This window comes from Sphingomonas sp. DC4900, from assembly GCF_049896485.1.
Lineage (GTDB): Bacteria > Pseudomonadota > Alphaproteobacteria > Sphingomonadales > Sphingomonadaceae > Sphingomonas > Sphingomonas aquatilis.
In genome coordinates, this window is the sequence record NZ_JAFCUK010000006.1 from 91517 (window position 1) to 111918 (window position 20402).

General features: G+C 68.6%; 19 protein-coding genes and 1 tRNA gene. 8 read left to right on the plus strand and 12 right to left on the minus strand.

Going from position 1 to position 20402, the window contains the following annotated elements; all coding sequences use genetic code 11:
• Window positions 1–22 precede the first annotated feature (22 nt).
• Window positions 23–448 (minus strand): organic hydroperoxide resistance protein, encoded by a 426-nt coding sequence (locus tag ACP690_RS09075; RefSeq protein WP_043059170.1) that lies wholly within the window; start codon window positions 446–448, stop codon window positions 23–25.
• 109 nt (window positions 449–557) lie between these two features.
• On the opposite strand from ACP690_RS09075, the gene ACP690_RS09080 reads away from it, so the two are divergent.
• The gene (locus tag ACP690_RS09080; protein WP_426260959.1) at window positions 558–1019 is read left to right on the plus strand and encodes a MarR family winged helix-turn-helix transcriptional regulator; all 462 of its coding nucleotides are present in this window, start codon (window positions 558–560) and stop codon (window positions 1017–1019) included.
• Here ACP690_RS09080 and ACP690_RS09085 read toward each other — a convergent pair.
• The 6 genes from ACP690_RS09085 to ACP690_RS09110 form a co-directional block, all read right to left on the minus strand.
• Complete coding sequence (locus tag ACP690_RS09085; RefSeq protein ID WP_426260890.1) at window positions 987–2150, minus strand: copper resistance protein B; 1164 nt, start codon at window positions 2148–2150, stop codon at window positions 987–989. The genes ACP690_RS09080 and ACP690_RS09085 overlap by 33 nt on opposite strands.
• Window positions 2147–3943 carry a copper resistance system multicopper oxidase gene (locus tag ACP690_RS09090; RefSeq protein WP_426260891.1) on the minus strand — a complete coding sequence of 599 codons (1797 nt, stop codon included), beginning with the start codon at window positions 3941–3943 and terminating at the stop codon, window positions 2147–2149. Before ACP690_RS09090 ends, ACP690_RS09085 begins: the two co-directional genes overlap by 4 nt.
• A 37-nt stretch (window positions 3944–3980) precedes the next feature.
• Window positions 3981–4163, minus strand: coding sequence for a DUF1289 domain-containing protein (locus ACP690_RS09095; protein WP_017979751.1), 183 nt, complete (start codon window positions 4161–4163; stop codon window positions 3981–3983).
• 21 nt (window positions 4164–4184) lie between these two features.
• Entirely contained in the window at window positions 4185–5621 is a 1437-nt protein-coding gene (locus tag ACP690_RS09100; protein ID WP_426260892.1) for a DEAD/DEAH box helicase, read from the minus strand.
• A gap of 109 nt (window positions 5622–5730) precedes the next feature.
• Window positions 5731–6060 (minus strand): hypothetical protein, encoded by a 330-nt coding sequence (locus ACP690_RS09105; RefSeq protein ID WP_426260893.1) that lies wholly within the window; start codon window positions 6058–6060, stop codon window positions 5731–5733.
• Window positions 6061–6426: 366 nt separating this feature from the next.
• Window positions 6427–6915 (minus strand): hypothetical protein, encoded by a 489-nt coding sequence (locus tag ACP690_RS09110; RefSeq protein WP_426260894.1) that lies wholly within the window; start codon window positions 6913–6915, stop codon window positions 6427–6429.
• A gap of 122 nt (window positions 6916–7037) precedes the next feature.
• Here ACP690_RS09110 and ACP690_RS09115 point away from each other — a divergent pair, with 122 nt between their 5' ends.
• The 3 genes from ACP690_RS09115 to ACP690_RS09125 all read left to right on the plus strand — a co-directional run bounded on the left by ACP690_RS09115 (window position 7038) and on the right by ACP690_RS09125 (window position 10017).
• Window positions 7038–8471, plus strand: a complete 1434-nt coding sequence (locus ACP690_RS09115) for an FAD-binding oxidoreductase (protein WP_426260895.1) — start codon at window positions 7038–7040, stop codon at window positions 8469–8471.
• Window positions 8472–8540: 69 nt separating this feature from the next.
• Window positions 8541–9311, plus strand: coding sequence for a SapC family protein (locus ACP690_RS09120; protein WP_426260896.1), 771 nt, complete (start codon window positions 8541–8543; stop codon window positions 9309–9311).
• Window positions 9312–9462: 151 nt separating this feature from the next.
• On the plus strand, window positions 9463–10017 hold the full coding sequence (locus tag ACP690_RS09125) for a cytochrome b (RefSeq protein WP_426260897.1): 555 nt from the start codon (window positions 9463–9465) through the stop codon (window positions 10015–10017).
• 209 nt (window positions 10018–10226) lie between these two features.
• On the opposite strand, the gene ACP690_RS09130 is transcribed toward ACP690_RS09125, so the two are convergent.
• Window positions 10227–11144, minus strand: a complete 918-nt coding sequence (locus ACP690_RS09130; RefSeq protein WP_426260898.1) for an N-formylglutamate amidohydrolase — start codon at window positions 11142–11144, stop codon at window positions 10227–10229.
• A 102-nt stretch (window positions 11145–11246) separates the two neighbouring features.
• On the opposite strand from ACP690_RS09130, the gene cpdR reads away from it, so the two are divergent.
• Together cpdR and ACP690_RS09140 are read left to right on the plus strand one after the other, a co-directional pair.
• Window positions 11247–11624 (plus strand): cell cycle two-component system response regulator CpdR, encoded by a 378-nt coding sequence (gene cpdR / locus ACP690_RS09135; RefSeq protein ID WP_017979742.1) that lies wholly within the window; start codon window positions 11247–11249, stop codon window positions 11622–11624.
• A 61-nt stretch (window positions 11625–11685) separates the two neighbouring features.
• Window positions 11686–11760, plus strand: a tRNA-Val gene (locus ACP690_RS09140).
• Window positions 11761–11849: 89 nt separating this feature from the next.
• Here ACP690_RS09140 and glpK read toward each other — a convergent pair.
• Window positions 11850–13340, minus strand: coding sequence for a glycerol kinase GlpK (gene glpK / locus ACP690_RS09145; RefSeq protein WP_426260899.1), 1491 nt, complete (start codon window positions 13338–13340; stop codon window positions 11850–11852).
• A gap of 122 nt (window positions 13341–13462) precedes the next feature.
• On the opposite strand from glpK, the gene ACP690_RS09150 reads away from it, so the two are divergent.
• The gene (locus ACP690_RS09150) at window positions 13463–14959 is read left to right on the plus strand and encodes a glycerol-3-phosphate dehydrogenase (protein WP_426260900.1); all 1497 of its coding nucleotides are present in this window, start codon (window positions 13463–13465) and stop codon (window positions 14957–14959) included.
• Window positions 14960–15056: 97 nt separating this feature from the next.
• Here ACP690_RS09150 and xylA read toward each other — a convergent pair whose 3' ends face one another.
• From xylA to ACP690_RS09165, 3 genes are read right to left on the minus strand one after another with little or no spacing between them, the layout of a single operon-like run.
• Complete coding sequence (gene xylA, locus ACP690_RS09155) at window positions 15057–16364, minus strand: xylose isomerase (RefSeq protein WP_426260901.1); 1308 nt, start codon at window positions 16362–16364, stop codon at window positions 15057–15059.
• A 1-nt stretch (window position 16365) separates the two neighbouring features.
• Window positions 16366–17808, minus strand: a complete 1443-nt coding sequence (gene xylB, locus ACP690_RS09160; RefSeq protein WP_426260902.1) for a xylulokinase — start codon at window positions 17806–17808, stop codon at window positions 16366–16368.
• A gap of 4 nt (window positions 17809–17812) precedes the next feature.
• On the minus strand, window positions 17813–18889 hold the full coding sequence (locus ACP690_RS09165; protein ID WP_426260903.1) for a glycoside hydrolase family 43 protein: 1077 nt from the start codon (window positions 18887–18889) through the stop codon (window positions 17813–17815).
• A gap of 451 nt (window positions 18890–19340) precedes the next feature.
• Between ACP690_RS09165 and ACP690_RS09170 the strand changes: the two genes are divergently transcribed.
• Window positions 19341–20369 (plus strand): LacI family DNA-binding transcriptional regulator, encoded by a 1029-nt coding sequence (locus tag ACP690_RS09170; RefSeq protein WP_426260904.1) that lies wholly within the window; start codon window positions 19341–19343, stop codon window positions 20367–20369.
• The last annotated feature ends 33 nt before the right edge of the window (window positions 20370–20402 follow it).

Genomic DNA, 20402 nt, shown 5'->3' on the forward strand with positions numbered 1-20402 from the left:
GCTGTTCTAAGCCTATTGCGGATCAGGCGAGCGTCAGGCCGACGTCGACGTTGCCGCGGGTCGCGTTCGAATAGGGGCAAATCTGATGCGCGGCATCGACCAGCTGCTGCGCCTGATCGCGCTCCAGGCCAGGCAGGTCGACGAGCAGATCGGCGGTGATGCCGAACCCGCCGGCATCCCGCGGGCCGATGCCCACGGTCGCGGTCACGGTGGTAGCCTCGGGCACCTTTACCTTCAGCTGTTGGCCGGCGGCTTTCAACGCGCCGATGAAGCAGGCGGAATAACCCGCGGCGAACAATTGTTCGGGGTTTGTGCCGTCGCCACCCGCGCCGCCCAGTTCCTTGGGCGTCGACAATTTGGCTTCGAAGCGGCCGTCCTCGCTGCGGGCATTCCCTTCGCGGCCGCCGGTGGCGGTGGCGCGGGTGGCGTATTTGACGTCGACGGACATGATGCATGCTCCTTGCAGAAACTGTTATTGCGACAATGTATATCGCGATACTGATTTGTCCAGTGGCGTTCCGCATTGGAGTAAAAGCGTGTACGACCTGTCGATGACCATGCCGCCGTCCCATCCGCTGTCGCTGGACGAGCAATTGTGCTTCTCGCTGTACGGCGCGTCGATCGCGATGACGCGCGTGTACAAGCCGATGCTCGACCGGATCGGCATCACCTACCCGCAATATCTGGTGCTGCACGCCTTGTGGGAAGAGGACGGGCGGACGATCGGCGCGATCGCCGAACGCCTGTCGCTGGAATCCAGCACGATCACGCCGCTGGTGAAGCGTCTAGAGGCGAGCGGGCTGGTGCGGCGGGCGCGGGATACAAAGGACGAGCGGCAGGTGCGGGTGGTGCTGACCGAGGCGGGGCAGGGGCTGCGCAGCGAGGCGACATGCCTGGCGGAGGCGGTGTTTGCGAAGACGGGCCTTAGCATCGACGAATTGCGGGCACTGACGCAGAGCGTCCGGCGATTACAGCGCGCGCTGGCGTCAGAACCAGCCGCGGATGCCGAGCGCAAGTGACACGCCGCCGCTGCCCTCGCCATCGGCGCGGGCATAGCGCGCGGTAGCGCCGTAGCGGCGTTCCCAATTGATCCCGACATAGGGCGCGAATTCGCGGGCGATTTCGTAGCGGAGGCGAAGCCCCGCCTCGACGCTGGACAGGCCGGCACCGATGCGGGCGTCGGGTTCGTCCTGTGCGGCAAGGTTCACCTCTACGCGCGGTTGCAGGATCACGCGCTGGGTCAGGCGCTGGTCATACCATGCCGACCCGCGGGCGCGGACGCCCTTGTCGGAGGCGAACAGCGTCGCCTCGACGTCGAACCAATAGGGCGCGAGACCCTCTACGCCGATCGCGGCATGCGTGCGGCCGCCGTTCGGCCCGAGATCCTGCCGGGCGCCGGCCAACAGGTTGAAATAGGGGCCGATGGCATGGGCGTAGAGCGCCTGCACCTCGGCTTGCTCGATCGATCGGCCGAACGTACCTTCGCCTTCGCTCTTCACCACGACGCGGTCGATATCGCCGCCGAACCAGCCTTCGCCGTCCCAGCGATAGCCGTCGCCCCCGCGGCGGACCTGTACTTCGGCAAGGTTGAAGAGGATCTGGGAGAACCGCATGCCGCCATGCTCGGCGCGCATCGTACGATCGGCGACAGCCATGGCGGCGGGGTCGTAGAACCGATCGGCGGCGCGGGTGGTCGGGGGTGGGGGCGGCGGGGCGTTACCGGCGGGCAAATCGGTTCCGCTTTTGGTGGCGGCCGCCGCTGGCATGTCGTGCATGCCCGGCATCGCATGCATTGGCATGTCTTGGGGCATGTCGTGCGGCATGGCCGGCATTGCAGCTTTGGGAGCAGCGGATGCCGCAGGCGTGCAATGGCCCATCGCCGCATGGTCGGGTGGACAGTTCGGATCGGTTGCAACGGGCGCCGCTGGCATGGCCATTACGGGATTTGCGCCGGGGTGCGCGTGGCTTTGCGGCCGTACCGGGGAGCGGGCAGGAGGTTTAGGCTTCGGCTTGGCCTTTGGTTTGGTCTTGGCGGCAGGCTTCGGCGCGGCGGGCATGGTCATGCCGGGCATGCTCATGCCGTCCATATGGTGCATCTGCGCCATCGCCGGCGCGGGGAGCAGGGCAAGGATCGCCAGCGTCGCCCTCATGCGGCATCCTCCGCGCGCACCGTCACGACCTGCATCATGCCGGCATGCATGTGGTAGAGCAGGTGGCAGTGGAACGCCCAGTCGCCGATCGCGTCCGCGGTCAGGTCGAAGGTGACGGTGCCGCCGGGGGCGACGTTGACGGTGTGCTTGCGCGGCGCGTGGTCGCCATGGCCCGTCACCAGTTCGAAGAAATGGCCGTGCAGATGGATCGGATGCGCCATCATCGTGTCGTTGACGAGGCGAACGCGCACCCGCTCGCCGGCACGGAAGGGGATGGGCGCGGTGACGGCGTTCAGCTTCACCCCGTCGAACGCCCACATATAGCGTTCCATATTGCCGGTGAGGTGGATGGTGAGCTGGCGCGACGGCGCGCGAACGTCCGGATTGCGATCCAATGCAACGAGATCGCGGTAGACGAGCACCCGGTGGCCAACGTCGGCGAGGCCCTGTGGCGGTTCGTCGGTGCGGTCCACCGGCATGGGGGCGACCGTCTGCACGGCAGGGGTCCTGGGCAGGCCGGGCGCGTTCGCGAAGTCGCGCATGCTGTGGTGCATCGGCTCCGCAGGGGCTGCGGCTTTGCAATGGCCCATGGCGGCGTGTTCGGGCGGGCAGGCGGCGGGCGTGGCGGCGTGGTCCATGCCGCTCATACCGGCCATGCCGTCCATGTGGCTCATGTCGCTCATGTCGCTCATGCCCATGTCGCCCATACCCATGTCGGCCATGGTGGCGAGCGGGCGCGGACGGAGCGCGGGCACCGGCGCGACCATGCCGACCTGCGGGGCAAGCGTGGCACGCGCCATGCCGGAGCGGTCCCAGGCTTCGGCGACGAGCGTATAGGCCTGCGCCTCCGGCTCCACGATCACGTCATAGGTTTCGGCGACGGCGATCTGGAATTCGTCGACCGTCACGGGCCGGACGTTGAGTCCATCGGACTGCACGATCGTCAGTTTCAGGCCGGGGATGCGCAGGTTGAAGTTCGTCATCGCAGAGGCGTTGACGATGCGCAGCCGCACCCGCTCGCCGGCCGCGAACAGCGCGGTCCAATTGTCGGCGGGGCCATGGCCGTTGATCAGATAGGTGTAGGTGCTGCCCGTCACGTCGGACACGTCGGTGGGGTCCATCCGCATCGCGCCCCAGGCGAGACGGTCCCTGAGCGGCTGGTCCTTGCCCGCGAGCAGGCCGGCGAGCGTCTGCTTCTGGTAATTGAAATAGCCGCCCTGCAGCTTCAGGCGGCGGAAGATGGCGTGCGGGTGCAGCGGGCTGTGATCGGACAGGACGATCACATGTTCGCGGTCGCTGGCAACGGGATCGGGGCCGGCGGGATCGATGACGATCGGGCCGTAATGCCCCATCTGCTCCTGCAGGCCGGAATGGCTGTGATACCAATAGGTGCCCGCCTGGCGGATCGGAAAGCGGTAGGTGAAGCGGCTGCGCGCCGGAATACCGGGGAAGCTGATGCCGGGCACGCCGTCCATCTGGAACGGCAGCAGCAGGCCGTGCCAGTGGATCGAGGTTTCCTCGTCCAGATCGTTGACGACGGTGAGCGTCGCGTCCTGCCCTTCGCGGAAGCGCAACAGCGGCGCCGGCACCGAGCCGTTGATGCCGATCGCGTGTTGCGGCTTGCCGTCGATCGTCATCATCTGATGCGCGACGTGGAGCGTGACGTCCGGGCCGGTGAGCGTCGGCAGCGGGGCGGCGATGCCGGCGGACACGGGCTGCGCCCAGGCGGGGAGCCATGGCACGGCGGCGGCGAACGGGGCGGCCTGCAACAGATGGCGGCGCGTCAGGGGCAAGCGGGCATCCTTTGGCGGAACGGTCGCCGATATAGGGTCAGGGCCGCCGGTCCGACAGGGTGGCCATGATCGCGCGGCGCCGGTCCGGTGTCATCTGGCCCCAGGCGACGATCTCGTCGATCGTACGGGCGCAGCCGCGGCACAGGCCGTCCGGCTCCATCACGCAGACGCCGATGCACGGCGTGTCGATCGCGACCGGGGGCGTCCGCTCGATCACCATGAGGGCCGCCCCCGGATGCGCTCAGGGCGCGATCGTGGCGTGGAGGAAGTCGGGGATCGGGCCGTTCCAGCCTTCGTCCGGGCCATCGTCGCGATTGGGGTCGCGATCGGCGTAGCGATCGTCGCGGCGGGGACGGCGGCGGTCGTCGTTGCGCGGCTGCGACGCGGCGGTTGGGGCGGCAGCGGGACGGCGATCCTCGCGGGCCGGGCGATCCTCGCGGGCCGGGCGGGCGGGGGCCGGTGCGGGCGCCTGCTCGATGGGGGCGCTGTCGTTCGCCTTGCGACCGCGGCGGGGACGGCGGGGTTCCTCGGCCGCCGGCGTGTCCGCCTCGGGAGCGTCGCCGAGGTCGAGCCGCTCGATCGTCTGGCCGGTCAGCTTTTCGATATTCTGGATGTTCTCGGCATCCTCGCTGGTGATCAGCGTGTAGGCGACGCCGGTCGCGCCGCCGCGGCCGGTACGGCCGATGCGGTGGACGTAATCGTCGGGGTGCCAGGGCGCGTCGAAGTTGAAGACGTGGCTGACGCCCTTGATGTCGAGGCCGCGCGCCGCGACGTCGGAGGCGACGAGGATGTTGATCTTGCCCGACTTGAACAGGTCGAGTTCGGCGAGCCGCTGCGGCTGTTCCATGTCGCCATGGATTTCGCCCGACTGGAAGCCGTGCTTCTTCAGGCTCTTGTTCAGCTCGCGCACCGTCGTCTTGCGGTTGGCGAAGATGATCGCGGTGCGGACCTCGTCCTGACGCAGCAGGCGGCGCAGCGCCTCGCGCTTCTTGAACGCGTTGGTCGCCGTCGGGACCAGATACTGCTTGATGTTGAGATTGGTCGAGGCAGGCCGCGACACCTCGATCGTCTTGGGATTGTCGAGGAATTTGTCCGCGAGCTTCTTGATGGGCGGCGGCATCGTCGCCGAGAACAGCAACGTCTGGCGCTGCTTGGGCAGCTTGGTGCAGATTTCTTCGATGTCCGGGATGAACCCCATGTCGAGCATGCGGTCCGCCTCGTCGATGACGAGCATCGAGCAGCCGGTCAGCAGGATATTGCCGCGGCCGAACAGGTCCATCAGCCGGCCCGGCGTCGCGATCAGCACGTCGACGCCCTTTTCCAGCGCCTTGATCTGGTCGCCCATCGACACGCCGCCGATCAGCAGGGCCATCGAAAGCTTGTGACCGGCGCCGTACTTCTCGAAATTCTCGGCGACCTGCGCGGCGAGTTCGCGCGTCGGTTCGAGGATGAGGCTGCGCGGCATGCGCGCGCGGCTGCGGCCGTGCGCCAGGATGTCGATCATCGGCAGCACAAAGGCGGCGGTCTTGCCGGTGCCGGTCTGCGCGATGCCGATCAGGTCGCGCATCATGAGGACGCTGGGGATCGCCTGCGCCTGGATCGGCGTGGGTTCGCTGTAGCCCGCGTCGGTGACTGCGGTCAGGAGTTCGGGGGAGAGGCCGAGATCGGCGAAGCTCATGCCAAAAGGCTCATGCAAGGGTCCGGAAATAGACGCACACGGGTGCGGCACGCCGAGCGTCGCGCTTGCCGATCTGGGCGCGAAAGTCAAGGAAAGCGTGGGCGGGGCGCTATGACGGCGCGTGTGTCGCCTGCCTGGCGATGCGGGTTCGGCGTCCCCGTATCTTGAGGGGGACGGCGACGAGAACGAACAGCATCAGGGCTACGAAAAGCCAGAGCGGACCGGTCAACCCTTGCAGCCAGGCGATCAGGATGGCGCAGGGAACGGCGATCACCGGCGTGATCTTCGTCAGCCACCACAGCATCGCACCCCAGCCGGGCCGATCGCGCATGCCTTTGCCGACGCTCAGCAGGATGATCGTCGCCACGAGCTTCGCGCCCAAGGCGATAGCGACGATCCAGCTCAGCGTTGCGATCAGGGGCGAGGGGCTGAAGAGCATGGCGTCATCATGCGGCGGCGTTTGCGGGGTGACAAGCGGGGCGATTCGGGGGGCGCGCCGCGGGACAAAACGGCGCGGAAGTGGACGAAGTGGACGGTACGTTATGTCTGGAACGCCTTCCTCCCCAATGACGCGGTTCGGGTGGGGTTCGCCGTGTCAAAGAGCGGGCAAGACGATAGGCATAATCGGGGCGTGTAGGACAGCGTTTTCGTGCGGATCGCCGAACCACGAAGCCCGTCATGCCGGACTTGATCCGGCATCCCGCTTCTTGCGCCGGTAGAAGAAGCGGGACCCCGGCTCTTCGGCCGGGGTGACGGGGTGGGTGGCTGCGGCGCGGATGGCTCGATAGCTGAGGGCCTCGCCCGATCAGCGGGCGACCAGCGTCCGGAACTTGGCGATGCCGCAGCTGGCGCCGGAGCGCATGCGTAGGACGTCGCGGTCGGCGCAGACCTTTCCGTCGGCCTTAGGACGCAGATAGAAGCCGTTGTAGAAATCCATGGGCCCGCAATCGTCGTCGAGGTGCGCGCGCAGGCGCTTGCCGCCGGCCATCACCAGGTCGACCGCGTCAGGGGCGGAGACGAGCGCACCGCCGATGTCGGCGACGGCGATGCATTTGGGCCCCTTCTTTTCCTTCCACTGCATCGGCTGCGGCACCGACAGGCGCGGCGCGGCGGCGGGACCGCGCGCGGGGCCCATGCGCGGCACGCGGATGATGATGCGTTCGCGGACGGTCATCTGCGCGAACTGCACGCCGTTCAGCCGATCGGGCGACTCGCTGGCGGAAACCAGCACGGGCGCGGTGCCGGCCAGGAGCATGGGTGCGATCAGCGCGGAGGAAAACGCAGGGGTCGGCATGTTCGGTGTCGGCTCCTAGCGGCGATCGTTGAACGGAGGATGAATTTCGAGTCATCGGCGGCGAAGGCGGGCAGGGGCCGCACATGGTTGAGCGGCGGGGCGTCCGGGGGTAGCGGACGCGCATGACTCCCGCCCAATCCGCACTGCTTGCCGATCTCGCCCCGATGCTGGGGCCGAAGGGTATCGTGACCGATCCCGCCGATATCGCGCCATGGACGGTCGACTGGCGGCAGCGGTTTCGCGGCACCGCGCCGGCGCTGCTCGCACCGGCCTCGACCGCCGAGGTTGCGGCGGTGGTCGCCGCGGCGGCGCGGCATCGGGTGGCGCTGGTGCCGCAGGGGGGCAATAGTTCGATGGTCGGCGGGGCGACGCCGCCCGCCGATGGATCGGCGTTGATCCTGTCGCTGCGGCGGATGAACCGGATGCGGAGCGTCGATGCGGCGGCGGGCCTCGCCGTCGCCGAGGCGGGGGTAATCCTGTCCGATCTGCACGATGCGGCGCTTGCGCAGGGGCGGCGCTTTCCGCTGACGCTGGGGGCGAAGGGCAATGCGACGGTCGGTGGCCTCGTCTCGACCAATGCGGGCGGCACGCAGGTGCTGCGCTTCGGGTCGATGCGCGGGCTGGTCGCGGGCGTCGAGGCGGTGATGGCGGACGGCAGCGTGCATGACGGGCTTGCCGCACTGAAGAAGGACAATCGGGGTTACGACCTGACGCAATTGCTGGTCGGTGCGGAAGGGACGCTGGGGATCGTCACCGCAGCGACATTGCGGCTGGTGCCGCTGCCCGCCACACGTACGACCGCTTGGGCGGCGACAGGTGATCCGCAGGCCGCGCTGGCGCTGCTGCGCCGGTTCCAGGCGGCGACCGATGCGCTGGAGAGTTTCGAGATCCTGCCCGCCGAATCGCTGGCGGCGGTGCTGGCGCATGTGCCGGGTGCGCGGGCGCCGGTGGCGGGGGCGCATCGCTGGCACCTGCTGATCGAGCAGGCCGACGCGCGCGGTGCGGCGCTGACCGAGGCGGTGCTGGCCGACGCGCTGGCGGACGGACTGATCGAGGACGCGACGATCGCGGCGAGCGAGGCCCAGGCGGCGGATTTCTGGCGCATCCGGGAATCGATCTCCGATTCGGAGCGGGCGTTGGGGCCGGCGTCGCAGCACGACATTTCGGTGCCGGTCGAGGGCATGCCGCGCTTCATGATCGAGGCGGCGGCGGCGTGCGAGGCGCGCTTTCCCGGGACGCATGCCAGCGGCTTCGGCCATCTGGGCGACGGCAACATCCACTTCCACGTGCGTGCGGCGCCCGGCACCGATCCGGCGCGCTGGTATGCCGAGGACGTGCCGGTGGTGACGCGCTTCGTCGATGATCTGGTGATCGCGGCGGGGGGATCGATCGCGGCCGAACATGGCATCGGCCAGATGAAGCTGCACGAGCTGGAGCGGCTGTCGTCGCCCGCACGCCTTGCGGCGCTGCGCGGGGTGAAGGCGGGGCTGGACCCGCTCGGAATCCTGAACCCCGGCAAGCTTGTGACGCTTGCGCCGCGGCAGCCGGATCAATAGAGCAACGCGCCAGCGTGCGGCCCGCAGGCATTGCGGGTCCGCAAACTATCCACGACGGAGAGAGTTCCCATGGCCAGCGCGCCGCTTCCCCTGTTTTACAACGGCCTGGAGCCGCTCTCGAGCGAGACGCACGCCACCTGGCGCGTCCGCCAGCTGGATGTCGCCCCCTTCCTGGTCGGCCAGCACGCCATTCCGATCACCACCGACGAATTCCCGCTGGTGCAGCGCTTCATGCCGATCGTCTTCTCGATCGGTGATGATGCCATTCCGCTGGCGCTGATGGGCCTGAACGAGGGCGTCAACGTGTTCGTCGGCGACGACGGCAAGCTGACCGAGAACAACCTGTACGTCCCCGCCTATGTCCGCCGCTATCCGTACATGCTGGCGCGCCTGCGCCCGGACAGCGAAGAGCTGTCGCTGTGCTTCGACCCGACGTCGGAAGCGATCGGCGCGTTCGACGAGGGCGATGCGCTGTTCGAAAACGGCCAGCCGAGCCAGGTGACGAAGTCGATCCTCGATTTCTCCGAACAGTTCGAACAGGCCGGCGCGCGCACGCAGGCGTTCATGAACGAACTGCGCGAGCTCGACCTGCTGATGGAAGGCGAGGTTACGATCCAGCCCGAGCAGGAGCAGCCGCCGTTCGTCTATCGCGGCTTCCAGATGGTGAACGAGGAAAAGCTGGCCGCGCTGCGCGGTGACCAACTGCGCAAGATGAGCCAGTCGGGCATGCTGCCGCTGCTGTACGCGCACCTGTTCTCGCTGTCGCTGATGCGCGAGATCTTCGGCCGCCAGGCGCAGCAGGGCAAGATGCCGCAGCCGCAGTTCGCGCCGGTCGTTTAACACCCGGGGCCGTTCCGCCAGCCGGAACCGCCATTATCCAGACGGGCGGGTGTCGCATCGCGCGACGCCCTCCCGTTTGCATTGGGGCAGCCCGCTTGACCCGGTCGCCGATCCGGCGGACTGTCGTTCCGACCTCGAAAGGACATGACGGATGACAGGCTGGGCTCGCGACGCGCGCTATTCGACCGTGGCGATCGCGTTTCACTGGACGATCGCGGTGCTGATCATCGCCAATCTGATCATCGGCATCGGGCATGACGGCATTCCGGCGCTGCGGGCGCTGATGGGGGCGCACAAGGCGATCGGCATCACCGTGCTGGTGCTGACGCTGGCGCGCGTCGGCTGGCGGATCGCGCATCGGCCGCCGCCGCTGCCCGCGCACATGCCCGGCTGGGAAAAGGGGCTGGCGCATGCGACGCACTGGTCGCTGTACCTGCTGATGCTGGCGATGCCGCTGACGGGCTGGCTGATGGTGAGCGCGCCGCCGACCGACGGGCCGGCGCGGCCGCTGACGTGGTTCGGCCTGTTCGACATTCCGCGCCTGCCGGCCAGTGCGGGGGCGGCAGGCTTCGGGCATGAAGCGCACGAGCTGCTCGGCTGGGTGATGGTGGCGCTGGTCGTGCTGCACGTCGCCGGGGCGCTGCGCCACCATCTCATTCTGCGGGATAATGTACTGGCGCGGATGGCGCCGTCGCTGCGCGGTTGAGACGAACGTTCATGATGGTGCGGTGAAAAAAACGTCACGAAGTGTTGCGGGGGTTGAACCAAATCGCGCCTCGCCTATTTTGTGACTTGTACGGCGCTCGTGTCCCCCCTTTCGCGAGACCGTATGGCACACCTTCGGGTGTGTCTCCTCCCTGAACCTTGGCCACTCCGTGCTTTCAGCACGGGGTGGTTTTTTTATGGGCCCGCGTCTTACTCGGCGGCGAGGGCGAAGGGGGGCGTGCCGGCGAGCGCCTCGTCCGCGACGGCGGCGATCAGGCTGCGCAGCAGCGCGACGGTGCGGTCGAAGCCGGGGCCGAGGCCGTCGAGCCGGGAGTCGAGGTACAGCGCGCGGTCGATCTCCACCTGCACGGCGTGGATGCCGCGGGCCGGGGCGGCGTGGGTCTGCAGGATGTGCGCGCCGGCATAGGGCGTGTTGCGCTGCGTCGCGATGCCCATCTGCGCCGCCGCGCCCTCGATCCGCGCGAGGAAGCGCGCGTCGCTGGTCGCGCCGAAGCGATCGCCGAGGACGAGGCGCGCGTGCGGGCCGACGGTCGGCATCGAATGGATGTCGACCAGCACTGCGACGCCGAAGCGGGCGCGTGCCGCGGCCAGCGTGGCGGCGAGCGTCGCGTGATAGGGGCGGTGATCCTCCGCAATGCGGCGCGCGACGTCGGCGCCGGTGAACCGCCCGCGCCACAGATCGCCCGCCCCGCCCGCACGACGCGGCACCAGGCCCAGTCCGCTGCGGATCTTCATCGACTGGCCGGACTGCGCCTGCGGGCGAACACCGTCGTCGACGCGCGGGTCGCGCTCATATTCGCTGCGGTTGAGGTCGATCCACGCGCGGGCGCGGCGCTGCACCAGCATCGTCTCGTTCGTCTGCGCGGCGCGGGCGACGGCATCGACGTGGCGATCCTCCAGCACCACCAGCGCCGATTCGGGCAGGCGCAACGCGGCGCGTAAGGTGGGGGGATAGTCGCGACCCGCATGCGGGACCGAGAGGACCACGGGACTGGCCGGCGCGGGCGGAGTGTCGATGCCGGAGGGGCTTTGCGGCGAGGCGAAGGGTGTGCCGTGGGGCACATTGTGCGCCTGTGCGCCGTCGATCCGGTCGAACGAAGCGTCCATCTGTGGCACGCCTTAGCCCATCCGCGCGTTCGGCGCTCTGGAAATCTTCATATCTGCCGGTCCATACAGGATCGACCGCAACGCTAAGGACCCGAAAAGGCGATGATCCGTATCCTGCTGGCCGAAGACGACCAGGTCATGCGCGAATATCTGACGCGGGCGCTGGAACGCGCGGGCTATGCCGTCGCCGCGGTCGACCGCGGCACGGCGGCGATCCCGCTGCTGGAAACCGAGCCGTTCGACCTGCTGCTGACCGATATCGTGATGCCCGAGATGGACGGCATCGAACTCGCCCGCCGCGCCGCCGAGATGGTGCCGGGCCTGCGCGTGATGTTCATCACCGGCTTTGCCGCGGTGACGCTGAAGGCGGGGCGCGAAATGCCCAACGCACGCGTCCTGTCCAAGCCGTTCCACCTGCGCGACCTGGTCGCCGAGGTGGACCGCGTGTTCGAGATGGGCAGCGCCAGCGGATTAAATTGAGCGCGGCGTGAAATCAGGGCTTGCCAGCCCGAAGCAACCTGCTAATTGGCCCACCTCCGGCGGGCGTGTAGCTCAGTGGTAGAGCACTGTGTTGACATCGCAGGGGTCGCAAGTTCAATCCTTGCCACGCCCACCATCGAAAACCCCGCTAGGCCAACGGCTTAGCGGGGTTTTTGGTTTTTGGGCCTACGGTCCGGTTTGGCGGCCGTCGCCATCCTCTCCAGGTTACTCCGCGTGGCGCAGCGTGCGGCGCAGGGCGTCGTGCCAGCCGGCGACGAGCGTGGCGCGGCGATCGGCGGGCATGGCGGGTTCGAAACAGGCGTCGCGGGCCCAGAGGCGCTCGAGTTCGGGCAGGCCCGACCAGATGCCGGTGGCGAGGCCGGCGTGGAAGGCGGCGCCGCGCGCGGTGGTTTCGAGGTCGGCGGGGCGTTCGATCGGCACGTTGAGCAGATCGGCGAGGAAGCGGCACAGCCAGTCGTTGGCGGCCATGCCGCCGTCGACGCGGACGCTGGCGGGATGACCGCCGCCGTCGGCGATCATCGCCTGGACGAGATCGAGCGTCTGATAGCCGACCGCCTCCAGCGCGGCGCGCGCGAGATGCGCCTGCGTCGCGCCCAGCGTCAGGCCGAAGATCGCGGCGCGCGCCTCCGCATCCCAATGCGGCGCGCCGAGACCGACGAAGGCGGGGACCATGTAGACGCCGTGATTGTCGGGCACCTGCGTCGCCATGTCGTCGGTATCGCGGGCGTGGGTGATGACGCCGATGCCGTCGCGCAGCCATTTGATCGCCGCGCCCGCGACGAAGATCGAGCCTTCGAGCGCGAAGGTCGTCTGCCCGTCCAGCCGGTAGGCGGGGGTGGTGAGCAGGCGCTGCTGCGAGCGGATCGCCTCCGTTCCCGTATTGAGCAGCATGAAGCAGCCGGTGCCGTAGGTGGATTTCGTCATGCCGCGGGTGAAGCAGGCCTGGCCGAACAGCGCGGCCTGCTGGTCGCCCGCGATACCCGCGATCGGGATCGGCGCGCCGAACAGGTCGGGCGCCGTCGCCCCGAAGATGTGCGCATTGTCGTGGACCTGCGGCAGGATGGCCATCGGCACGCGGAGCAGGCGGCACAGCTCCGGGTCCCAGTCGCTGGTGCGGATGTTCCAGAGCAATGTTCGGGCGGCGTTGGTGACGTCGGTTGCATGCGTCGTGCCGCCGGTGAGGCGCCAGAGCAGGAAGCTGTCGATCGTGCCGAAGGCGAGGTCGCCGCGGTCGGCACGGGCGCGCGCGCCGCGGACGGAATCGAGGATCCAGGCGATCTTGGTCGCGGAGAAATAGGGATCGAGCAACAGGCCGGTCGCCTCGCGCACGCTATCTTCGGCGCCGTCGCGGCGGAGCGCGGCGCAGACGTCGGCGGTGCGACGGTCCTGCCAGACGATGGCGCGGTGGATCGGCTGGCCAGTGGCGCGGTCCCAGACGACGACGGTTTCGCGCTGGTTGGTGATGCCGATGCCGGCGATGTCGTGCGCGCCCACGCCGCTGGCGCCGATCGCCTCGCGCGCGGTGGACAGAACGTCGCGCCAGATATCCTCCGGATCGTGCTCGACCCAGCCGGGTTGCGGATAATGTTGCGCGAATTCGGTCTGGGCGACCGCGACGCGGCGCGCCTGTGCGTCGAACAGGATCGCGCGCGTCGAGGTAGTGCCCTGATCGATCGCAAGAATGTGCTTGGCCATGAGAGTCCTCTCCCGTCCCGCCTTCCAGTGTCGCGGGCCGGCGGGTGGCGTCAATGGCGGGAGCCGATTTTCGGATCGCACTGCGGCGGTTCGGCGTTAGGATCGCCGGACGGAGGGCGTGCGTGGCGGAGACGGATTACGACCTGCTGATCGTCGGCGGCGGCATCAACGGCGCCGGGATCGCGCGCGACGCGGCGGGGCGCGGCCTTTCCGTTTTATTGGTCGAGGCGGACGATCTGGCCGGCCACACATCGTCGGCGTCGACCAAGCTGATCCACGGCGGCCTGCGCTATCTGGAATATGGCGAATTCCGGCTGGTGCGCGAGGCGCTGATCGAGCGCGAGCGACTGTGGGGCATGGCGCCGCACATCATCTGGCCGCTGCGCTTCGTGCTGCCGCAGACGCATTCGCCGCGGGCGGCGTGGATGGTGCGGCTGGGGCTGTTCCTCTACGACCATCTGGGCGGTCGTAAACGGCTGCCGGCGACCGAGACGGTGAGGCTGGCGGCGACGCCCTATGGCGCGGGGCTGCGCGATACGGCGGGCAAGGCGTTCGTCTATTCGGATTGCTGGGTCGAGGACAGTCGGCTGGTCGTGCTGAACGCGCGCGACGCGGCGGATCGCGGGGCGACGATCGCAACGCGGACGCGGCTGGTGCAGGCACGGCGCGAGGGCGAGCGCTGGGTCGCGACGATCGCCGATGCCGCGGGCGAGCGCATGGTGTCGGCACGGGTGCTGGTCAACGCGGCGGGGCCGTGGGTGGACGACGTGCTGGCCCGCGTCGCGGGCGGGCATGCCAAGAACGCCGTGCGGCTGGTGAAGGGCAGCCATATCGTCGTGCCGCGCCTGTATGCCGGCGATCATGCCTTCATGCTGCAGAACCCGGACCGGCGGATCGTCTTCGCCATTCCCTACGAAGACGACTTCACGCTGATCGGGACGACCGACCAGCCTTGGGAGGGGGCACCGGCGAAAGCCGACATCGATGCGGGCGAGACCGCCTATCTGCTCGACACCGCCAACCGCTATTTCGCGCGCGGGCTGCGCGAGAACGATATCGTGTGGAGCTATGCAGGGATCCGGCCGCTTCACGACGACCATGCCGGCAACGCCTCTGCGGTGACGCGCGATTATGTGCTCGACCTCGACGCGGCGCCGGGGCGGGCGGCGATGCTGAGCATCTTTGGCGGCAAGATCACGACCTATCGCAAGCTCGCCGAACATGCGCTGGCGGAGCTGGGTGCGGTGCTGCCGGATATGCCGGGGGCGTGGACGGCGGGGGCGGTGCTGCCGGGTGGCGACCTGCCCAGCGGGGATTTCGAGGCGTTCGTGGCGGCGCTGGTGCGGGCGCGGCAAGGACTGCCGGCGGCGCTGCTGCGGCGGCTGGCGCGCGCCTATGGCACCAAGGTGGCGGCGGTGCTGGGCGATGCGCAGACGATGCGTGAGTTGGGCGAGGATTTCGGCGGCGGGCTGACCGCGCGCGAGGTCGACTATCTGGTCGCGCAGGAATGGGCGCGAACGGCGCAGGACGTGCTGTTCCGGCGCAGCAAGCTGGGGCTGCATGTGCCGGACGATACGGCGGCGCGGGTGGCGGCGTATCTGCGGGACATAGGCGTATAGAGTGGCGCCATCGACGGCGTCCCGATCCGTCATTGCGTCGCGAAGGTTCGCAATGACGGATCGGCCGGAGCCGGTCGGGGTGTCGAGACCGCGCCGCTCAGCGCACGCGGGTGATGATATTCTCGATCCGCTCCTGCTGGCCCGAGCGGGGGCGGGGGTTGAGGTTCTGGCTGACGGCGAGGTCGGCGATGGCGGCAAGGTCGCTGTCGGCGATCTGCTGGCCCAGGGCGCCGGTCCAGCCCGCGTACCGCTCGGCCTTGATCGCATCGAGACGGCCGTCCTCGATTAGCGCGGCGGCGTTGAGCAGCCCCTTCGCCACGACGTCGATCCCGCCGACGTGACCATGGAATAGGTCGGCGGCGTCGATCGACTGGCGGCGGACCTTGGCGTCGAAGTTGAAGCCGCCCGTCGTAAAGCCGCCCGCGCGCAGGATTTCGAGCATCGCGAGCGTCATCTCCTCGACCGAGTTCGGGAATTGATCGGTATCCCAGCCGTTCTGCGGATCGCCGCGGTTGGCGTCGATCGATCCGAAGATACCGAGCGCACCCGCCGTCGCGATCTCATGTTCGAAGGTGTGGCCCGACAGGGTGGCGTGGTTCGCCTCGATATTGACGCGGACCTCGTCCTCCAGCCCGTAGCGCTTGAGGAAGCCGTACACCGTTGCCGTGTCGAAGTCGTATTGGTGCTTGGTCGGTTCGTGCGGCTTGGGTTCGATCAGGATCGTGCCGGTGAAGCCGATCTTATGCTTGTGATCGACGACGAGGCTGAGGAAGCGGCCGAGATTGTCGAGTTCGCGCTTCATGTCGGTGTTGTGGAGCGTCTCATAGCCCTCGCGACCGCCCCACAGAACATAGTTGGCGCCGCCGAGGCGGTGCGTCGCTTCAAGCGCGTCGCGCACCTGCATCGCGCCCCAGGCGAACACCTCCGGGTCGGGGTTGGTGGCGCCACCGGCGGCATAGCGCGGGTGGCTGAATAGATTGGCGGTGCCCCACAGGAGCTTGCGGCCGGAGGCGGCCTGAAGCTGTTCGAGGTGATCGATCGCTTCGGCGAAGTGCGCGCGATGTTCGGATACCGTCGTGGCATCGGCCATCACGTCGACGTCGTGGAAGCAATAATAGGGCACATCGAGCTTGCTGAAGAAGTCGAAGGCGACCGAGCGCTTGTGCGCCGCCGCGGCGGCATCGTTGGCGCCGCGGTGCCAGGGGCGATCGAAGGTGCCGCCGCCGAAGACGTCGCTGCCCGGCCAGCAGAAGGTGTGCCAGAAGCAGGCAGCGAAGCGGAGGTGCTCCTCCATCGTCTTGCCGAGGACGACACGGGTCTTGTCGTAATAGCGATAGGCGAGTTCGGTGTCGCTGTCCGGCCCTTCGTAGCGGATCGTCGGAATGTCGGCGAAGTAATCGGCCATTTTAGAGGCTCCTGATGCGGGAATAAGCGTCGCGGAAGGCGGCGTATTTGGGGGCGAGACGGTCGCGCAGGACTGCGTCGGGTTCGATGACGTGCGCGGTGTGGGGCGCGACGCAGACGTCGGCGGGCGTGCCGCCGTCGACCGCGAGCTGCGCGAGGCGGGCGGCACCGAGCGCGGGGCCGACCTCGCCACCGTCGAGATAGACGAGGCGCGCGTCGAGCGCCGCGGCGAGCGTTTCGCCCCAGTATAGCGAGCGGGCGCCGCCGCCGATGACGGAGAGCTGCTCGATCGTCGTGCCCGCCTCGCGCAGCACGCGCACGCCATCCGCCAGCGCGAAGGCGACGCCTTCGAGCACGGCTTGCGCCAGGCGTTCGGGGCCGGTGTCGTGGTCGAGGCGCAGGAAGGCGCCGCGGACCTGCGCGTCGTTGTGCGGCGTGCGCTCGCCGGAGAGGTAGGGGAGGAAGAGTTCGGGGCCGGTGGCGGGGCCGGCGTGTTCGGCGCGGGCGAACAGATCGGCGGCGCCGCGCGCGCCGGTGAGCCGCGCCACCCAGTCGATACAGGCAGCGGCGGAGAGGTGGACCGCCATCTGATGCCACATGGCGGGCACGCAATGGCAGAAGGCGTGGACCGCACCGGCGACATTGGGGCGGAAGTCCTGCGTCGCGACGAAGATGACGCCCGATGTGCCAAGCGAAAGCAAGGCGTCACCGTCGCGTACCGCACCGACGCCGGCGGCGCCCGCGGCATTGTCGCCGCCGCCGCCCGCGACCGGGACCGGCGCCATGCCCCATAGCTCGGCGACCGCGGGAAGCAGCGTGCCGGTGGTGTCGCTGCCCTCGACCAGGCGCGGCATCTGTTGGGTCGTCAGGCCCGTGGCGGCGAGCAACGTCTCGCTCCAGCGCCGGCCGGCGACGTCGAGCCACAGCGTGCCGGCGGCGTCGGACATGTCCGAGGCTTTCTCGCCGGTCATCAGCAGGCGGACATAATCCTTGGGGAGCAGCACGGTCTTGATCGCCGCGAACGTCTCGGGCTCGTGGTGGCGGACCCAGGCCAGCTTGGGCGCGGTGAAGCCGGGCATGACGAGGTTGCCGCCACGTTCGCGGAAGGCGGGCGTCGCGGCGTCGAGGCCAGCGCATTCGGCGAAAGAGCGGCCGTCGTTCCACAGGATGGCGGGGCGGAGCGGCCGGTCGTCGGCGCCGAGCAAAGTCGCGCCGTGCATCTGGCCGGCCAGACCGATGCCGCGCACCGATCGCCGCACCGCTGGATCGATGGCGAGGACCGCGGCACAGGTCGCCTGCCACCAGGCGACGGGGTCCTGTTGCGACCACAGGGGATGCGGGCGCTGGACGGTGAGCGGGGCGGTGCCTTGTGCGACGAGCGTGCCCGACGCGTCCACGACGACCGCCTTGACGCCCGACGTGCCGATATCGATGCCGAGGAACATGCCCTCAGTCCTTGAACGGATCGATGGTCTGGATGCCGCCGTCCGGGGTGAAGTGCAGCTGCGTCACCTTGGCGGAGCGCAGGTGGTTTTTCCCCGACGCTTGCGTGTCGTGATAGAACAGCCACCACTTGCCCTGAAATTCCACGACCGAATGGTGCGTGGTCCAGCCCTGTACGGGCTTCAGGATATGCCCCGCATAGCGGAACGGACCGTAGGGCGAGGTGCCGGTGGCGTAGTTCAGATAATGCGTGTCGCCGGTCGAATAGGTGAAATAATAGGTGCCGCCCCGCTTGAACATCCAGGCGGCCTCGAAGAAGCGGCGCTCGTGATCGCCGCCGAGGACGGGCTTTCCCCGTTCGTCGAGGATGACGATCGGGCGCGGGCTTTCCGCGAACTGCTTCATGTCTGCGCGCATCCTGGCGACGCGCGGGGCGATCGCGGGCTGGTCGTCGCGGTGCAGGTCCGTGTCGCCGGCCTTGGCGTCGTAGCGATTGCCCTGCCAGCGCTGGAGCTGGCCGCCCCAGATGCCGCCGAAATACATGTAGCTGGCGCCGTCGCTATCGGTGAAGACAGCGGGGTCGATCGAGAAGCTGCCGCGGATCGGCTGCGGATCAGCCTTGAACGGGCCGGTCGGCGATTTCGACGTGGCGACGCCGATGCGGAAGACGCCGGCTTTGTCGCGTGCGGGGAAGTAGAGGTAATAGGTGCCGTTCTTATGGGCGGCGTCGGGTGCCCAGGTCTGTTTCGACGCCCAGGGGATCTGCTTCACGTCGAGCGCGACGGGGTGGACGGTGACCGGGCCACCGATCCGGTCCATGCTGAGCACCCGATAATCGTGCATCGCATATTGGTTGCCGAGATCGTCGTCGGCGATGCCGGCGTCGACGTCGTGGCTGGGATAGACGTAGAGTTTGCCGTCGAACACGTGCGCGGATGGATCGGCGAAATAGAGGTCCTTCACCAGCGGTTGCGCGAGATAGCGCTTGCCGTCGGGGCTACGCGGTTCGGTACTTTGCGCGAGGGCGAGGCCGCTCGACAACAGAGCAGCGAGCGCGAGCAGGCGGGGTCTGCGGGCGGGCATCGATATCGTCCTTCCTAAGATCGGCCTTCTGGCGAGGCCTGAAACGTCTGGATAGCGCTACCATATGGCGATCGTCATCCGGCGGCAAGGGCCGTCGGCGGCGATTTCGACGATCGGGCGCGGGGCGAGGCCGCGGCGTGCTGATCGTGCGTGGGGCGATGCGCGGCCCGATGTGGGTGATCTCGCTGGTGCTTGGCGTCGGATACGGCGTGCCGATGATGACGCCGACGTGGAGCTGCCAGCGTCGGCCCGCGTCAACCGGCGGGGCGACAGGAGACCAATTGGGGACAGCGGTACGGTAACGGTCGCAACGTGGCGCTTGCCGTGGACGCGCTTTTGCGTCCATGTCGGTGGGGCTGTTTCTTCTGGGACCCGATCCGCCCGCATGGCTTCCTCACCCCCTCCCTCGCGACCCTCCCGTCGATCGGGTTCGGCACCGACGATCAGCGATGTGGCGAAGCTCGCCGGCGTGTCGCCGATGACCGTCAGCCGCGTCATCAACGCCGAAACCAACGTGCGGCCCGCGACGCGCGATGCGGTGAACGTGGCGATCCAGACGCTGAACTATGCGCCCAATCGCGCCGCGCGCAGCCTGGCGGGGGCGGGGCAATTGCGGGTCGGGCTGCTGTACAACAATCCGTCGGGCGGCTTTCTGTCCGAAATGCTGCTCGGCAGTCTGGACCAGGCGAGCCGCAACGACGTGCAGATCGTGATCGAGAAATGCGAGATCGGCGACGATCACGAACTGGCGGTCGCACGACACATGATCAAGGGCGGCATCGATGGCATCGTGCTGCCGCCGCCCCTGTGCGAATCGCCGGCGCTGCTCGACCTGCTGGCCCAGGCGGGCGTGCCGATGGTCGGGCTGGCGACGGGGCGTGCGGGCGAGGGCGGTCTGGCGATCGGGATCGACGACCGCGCCGCGGCGGTGACGATGACGCGGCACCTGATGGACCTGGGCCATCGGCGGATCGGCTTCATCGGCGGCGACCCCAATCTGTCGGCGAGCGGTGAGCGGCTGGCCGGCTATCGCGCCGCGCTGGAAGGGGCCGGGATCGGGATCGAGGACGGACTGGTCGTCGATGGCCTGTACACCTATCGGTCGGGGCTGGATGCGGCGGAGCAGCTGCTCGACCGCGCCGAACCCCCGACGGCGATCTTCTCGTCGAACGACGACATGGCGGCGGCGACGGTGGCGGTGGCGCACCGCCGCGGGCTGGACGTGCCGGGCGACCTGACCGTCTGCGGCTTCGACGATACGGTGCTGTCGACCGCGATCTGGCCCGAGCTGACGACGATCCGCCAGCCGATCGCCGATATGGCGCGCGGCGCGATCGAAGGGCTGGTCGCGCTGCTGCGTCGCCAGCGCGGAGGCGACGAGGCTGCGCCGGAAGAGCCGACGCGGCTGCTCGATTATACGCTGATCCGCCGTCAGTCCGATGCGCCGCCACGGCGCCGCCCGCGAGTGATCGAGGGATAGGTCTGCCACGGCGCCGTCCGCAGGACGGCTACG

Excerpts from the sequence above, each read along its gene's own strand:
- ACP690_RS09100 (WP_426260892.1), bottom strand. The coding sequence starts at position 5,621 with ATGAGCTTCGCCGATCTCGGCCTCTCCCCCGAACTCCTGACCGCAGTC.
- ACP690_RS09125 (WP_426260897.1), top strand. The coding sequence starts at position 9,463 with ATGACAGGCTGGGCTCGCGACGCGCGCTATTCGACCGTGGCGATCGCG.
- glpK (WP_426260899.1), bottom strand. The coding sequence starts at position 13,340 with ATGGCCAAGCACATTCTTGCGATCGATCAGGGCACTACCTCGACGCGC.
- ACP690_RS09075 (WP_043059170.1), bottom strand. The coding sequence starts at position 448 with ATGTCCGTCGACGTCAAATACGCCACCCGCGCCACCGCCACCGGCGGC.
- ACP690_RS09120 (WP_426260896.1), top strand. The coding sequence starts at position 8,541 with ATGGCCAGCGCGCCGCTTCCCCTGTTTTACAACGGCCTGGAGCCGCTC.
- cpdR (WP_017979742.1), top strand. The coding sequence starts at position 11,247 with ATGATCCGTATCCTGCTGGCCGAAGACGACCAGGTCATGCGCGAATAT.
- ACP690_RS09130 (WP_426260898.1), bottom strand. The coding sequence starts at position 11,144 with ATGGACGCTTCGTTCGACCGGATCGACGGCGCACAGGCGCACAATGTG.
- ACP690_RS09105 (WP_426260893.1), bottom strand. The coding sequence starts at position 6,060 with ATGCTCTTCAGCCCCTCGCCCCTGATCGCAACGCTGAGCTGGATCGTC.
- ACP690_RS09110 (WP_426260894.1), bottom strand. The coding sequence starts at position 6,915 with ATGCCGACCCCTGCGTTTTCCTCCGCGCTGATCGCACCCATGCTCCTG.
- ACP690_RS09085 (WP_426260890.1), bottom strand. The coding sequence starts at position 2,150 with ATGAGGGCGACGCTGGCGATCCTTGCCCTGCTCCCCGCGCCGGCGATG.
- xylB (WP_426260902.1), bottom strand. The coding sequence starts at position 17,808 with ATGTTCCTCGGCATCGATATCGGCACGTCGGGCGTCAAGGCGGTCGTC.
- ACP690_RS09080 (WP_426260959.1), top strand. The coding sequence starts at position 558 with ATGCCGCCGTCCCATCCGCTGTCGCTGGACGAGCAATTGTGCTTCTCG.
- ACP690_RS09165 (WP_426260903.1), bottom strand. The coding sequence starts at position 18,889 with ATGCCCGCCCGCAGACCCCGCCTGCTCGCGCTCGCTGCTCTGTTGTCG.
- xylA (WP_426260901.1), bottom strand. The coding sequence starts at position 16,364 with ATGGCCGATTACTTCGCCGACATTCCGACGATCCGCTACGAAGGGCCG.
- ACP690_RS09115 (WP_426260895.1), top strand. The coding sequence starts at position 7,038 with ATGACTCCCGCCCAATCCGCACTGCTTGCCGATCTCGCCCCGATGCTG.
- ACP690_RS09095 (WP_017979751.1), bottom strand. The coding sequence starts at position 4,163 with ATGGTGATCGAGCGGACGCCCCCGGTCGCGATCGACACGCCGTGCATC.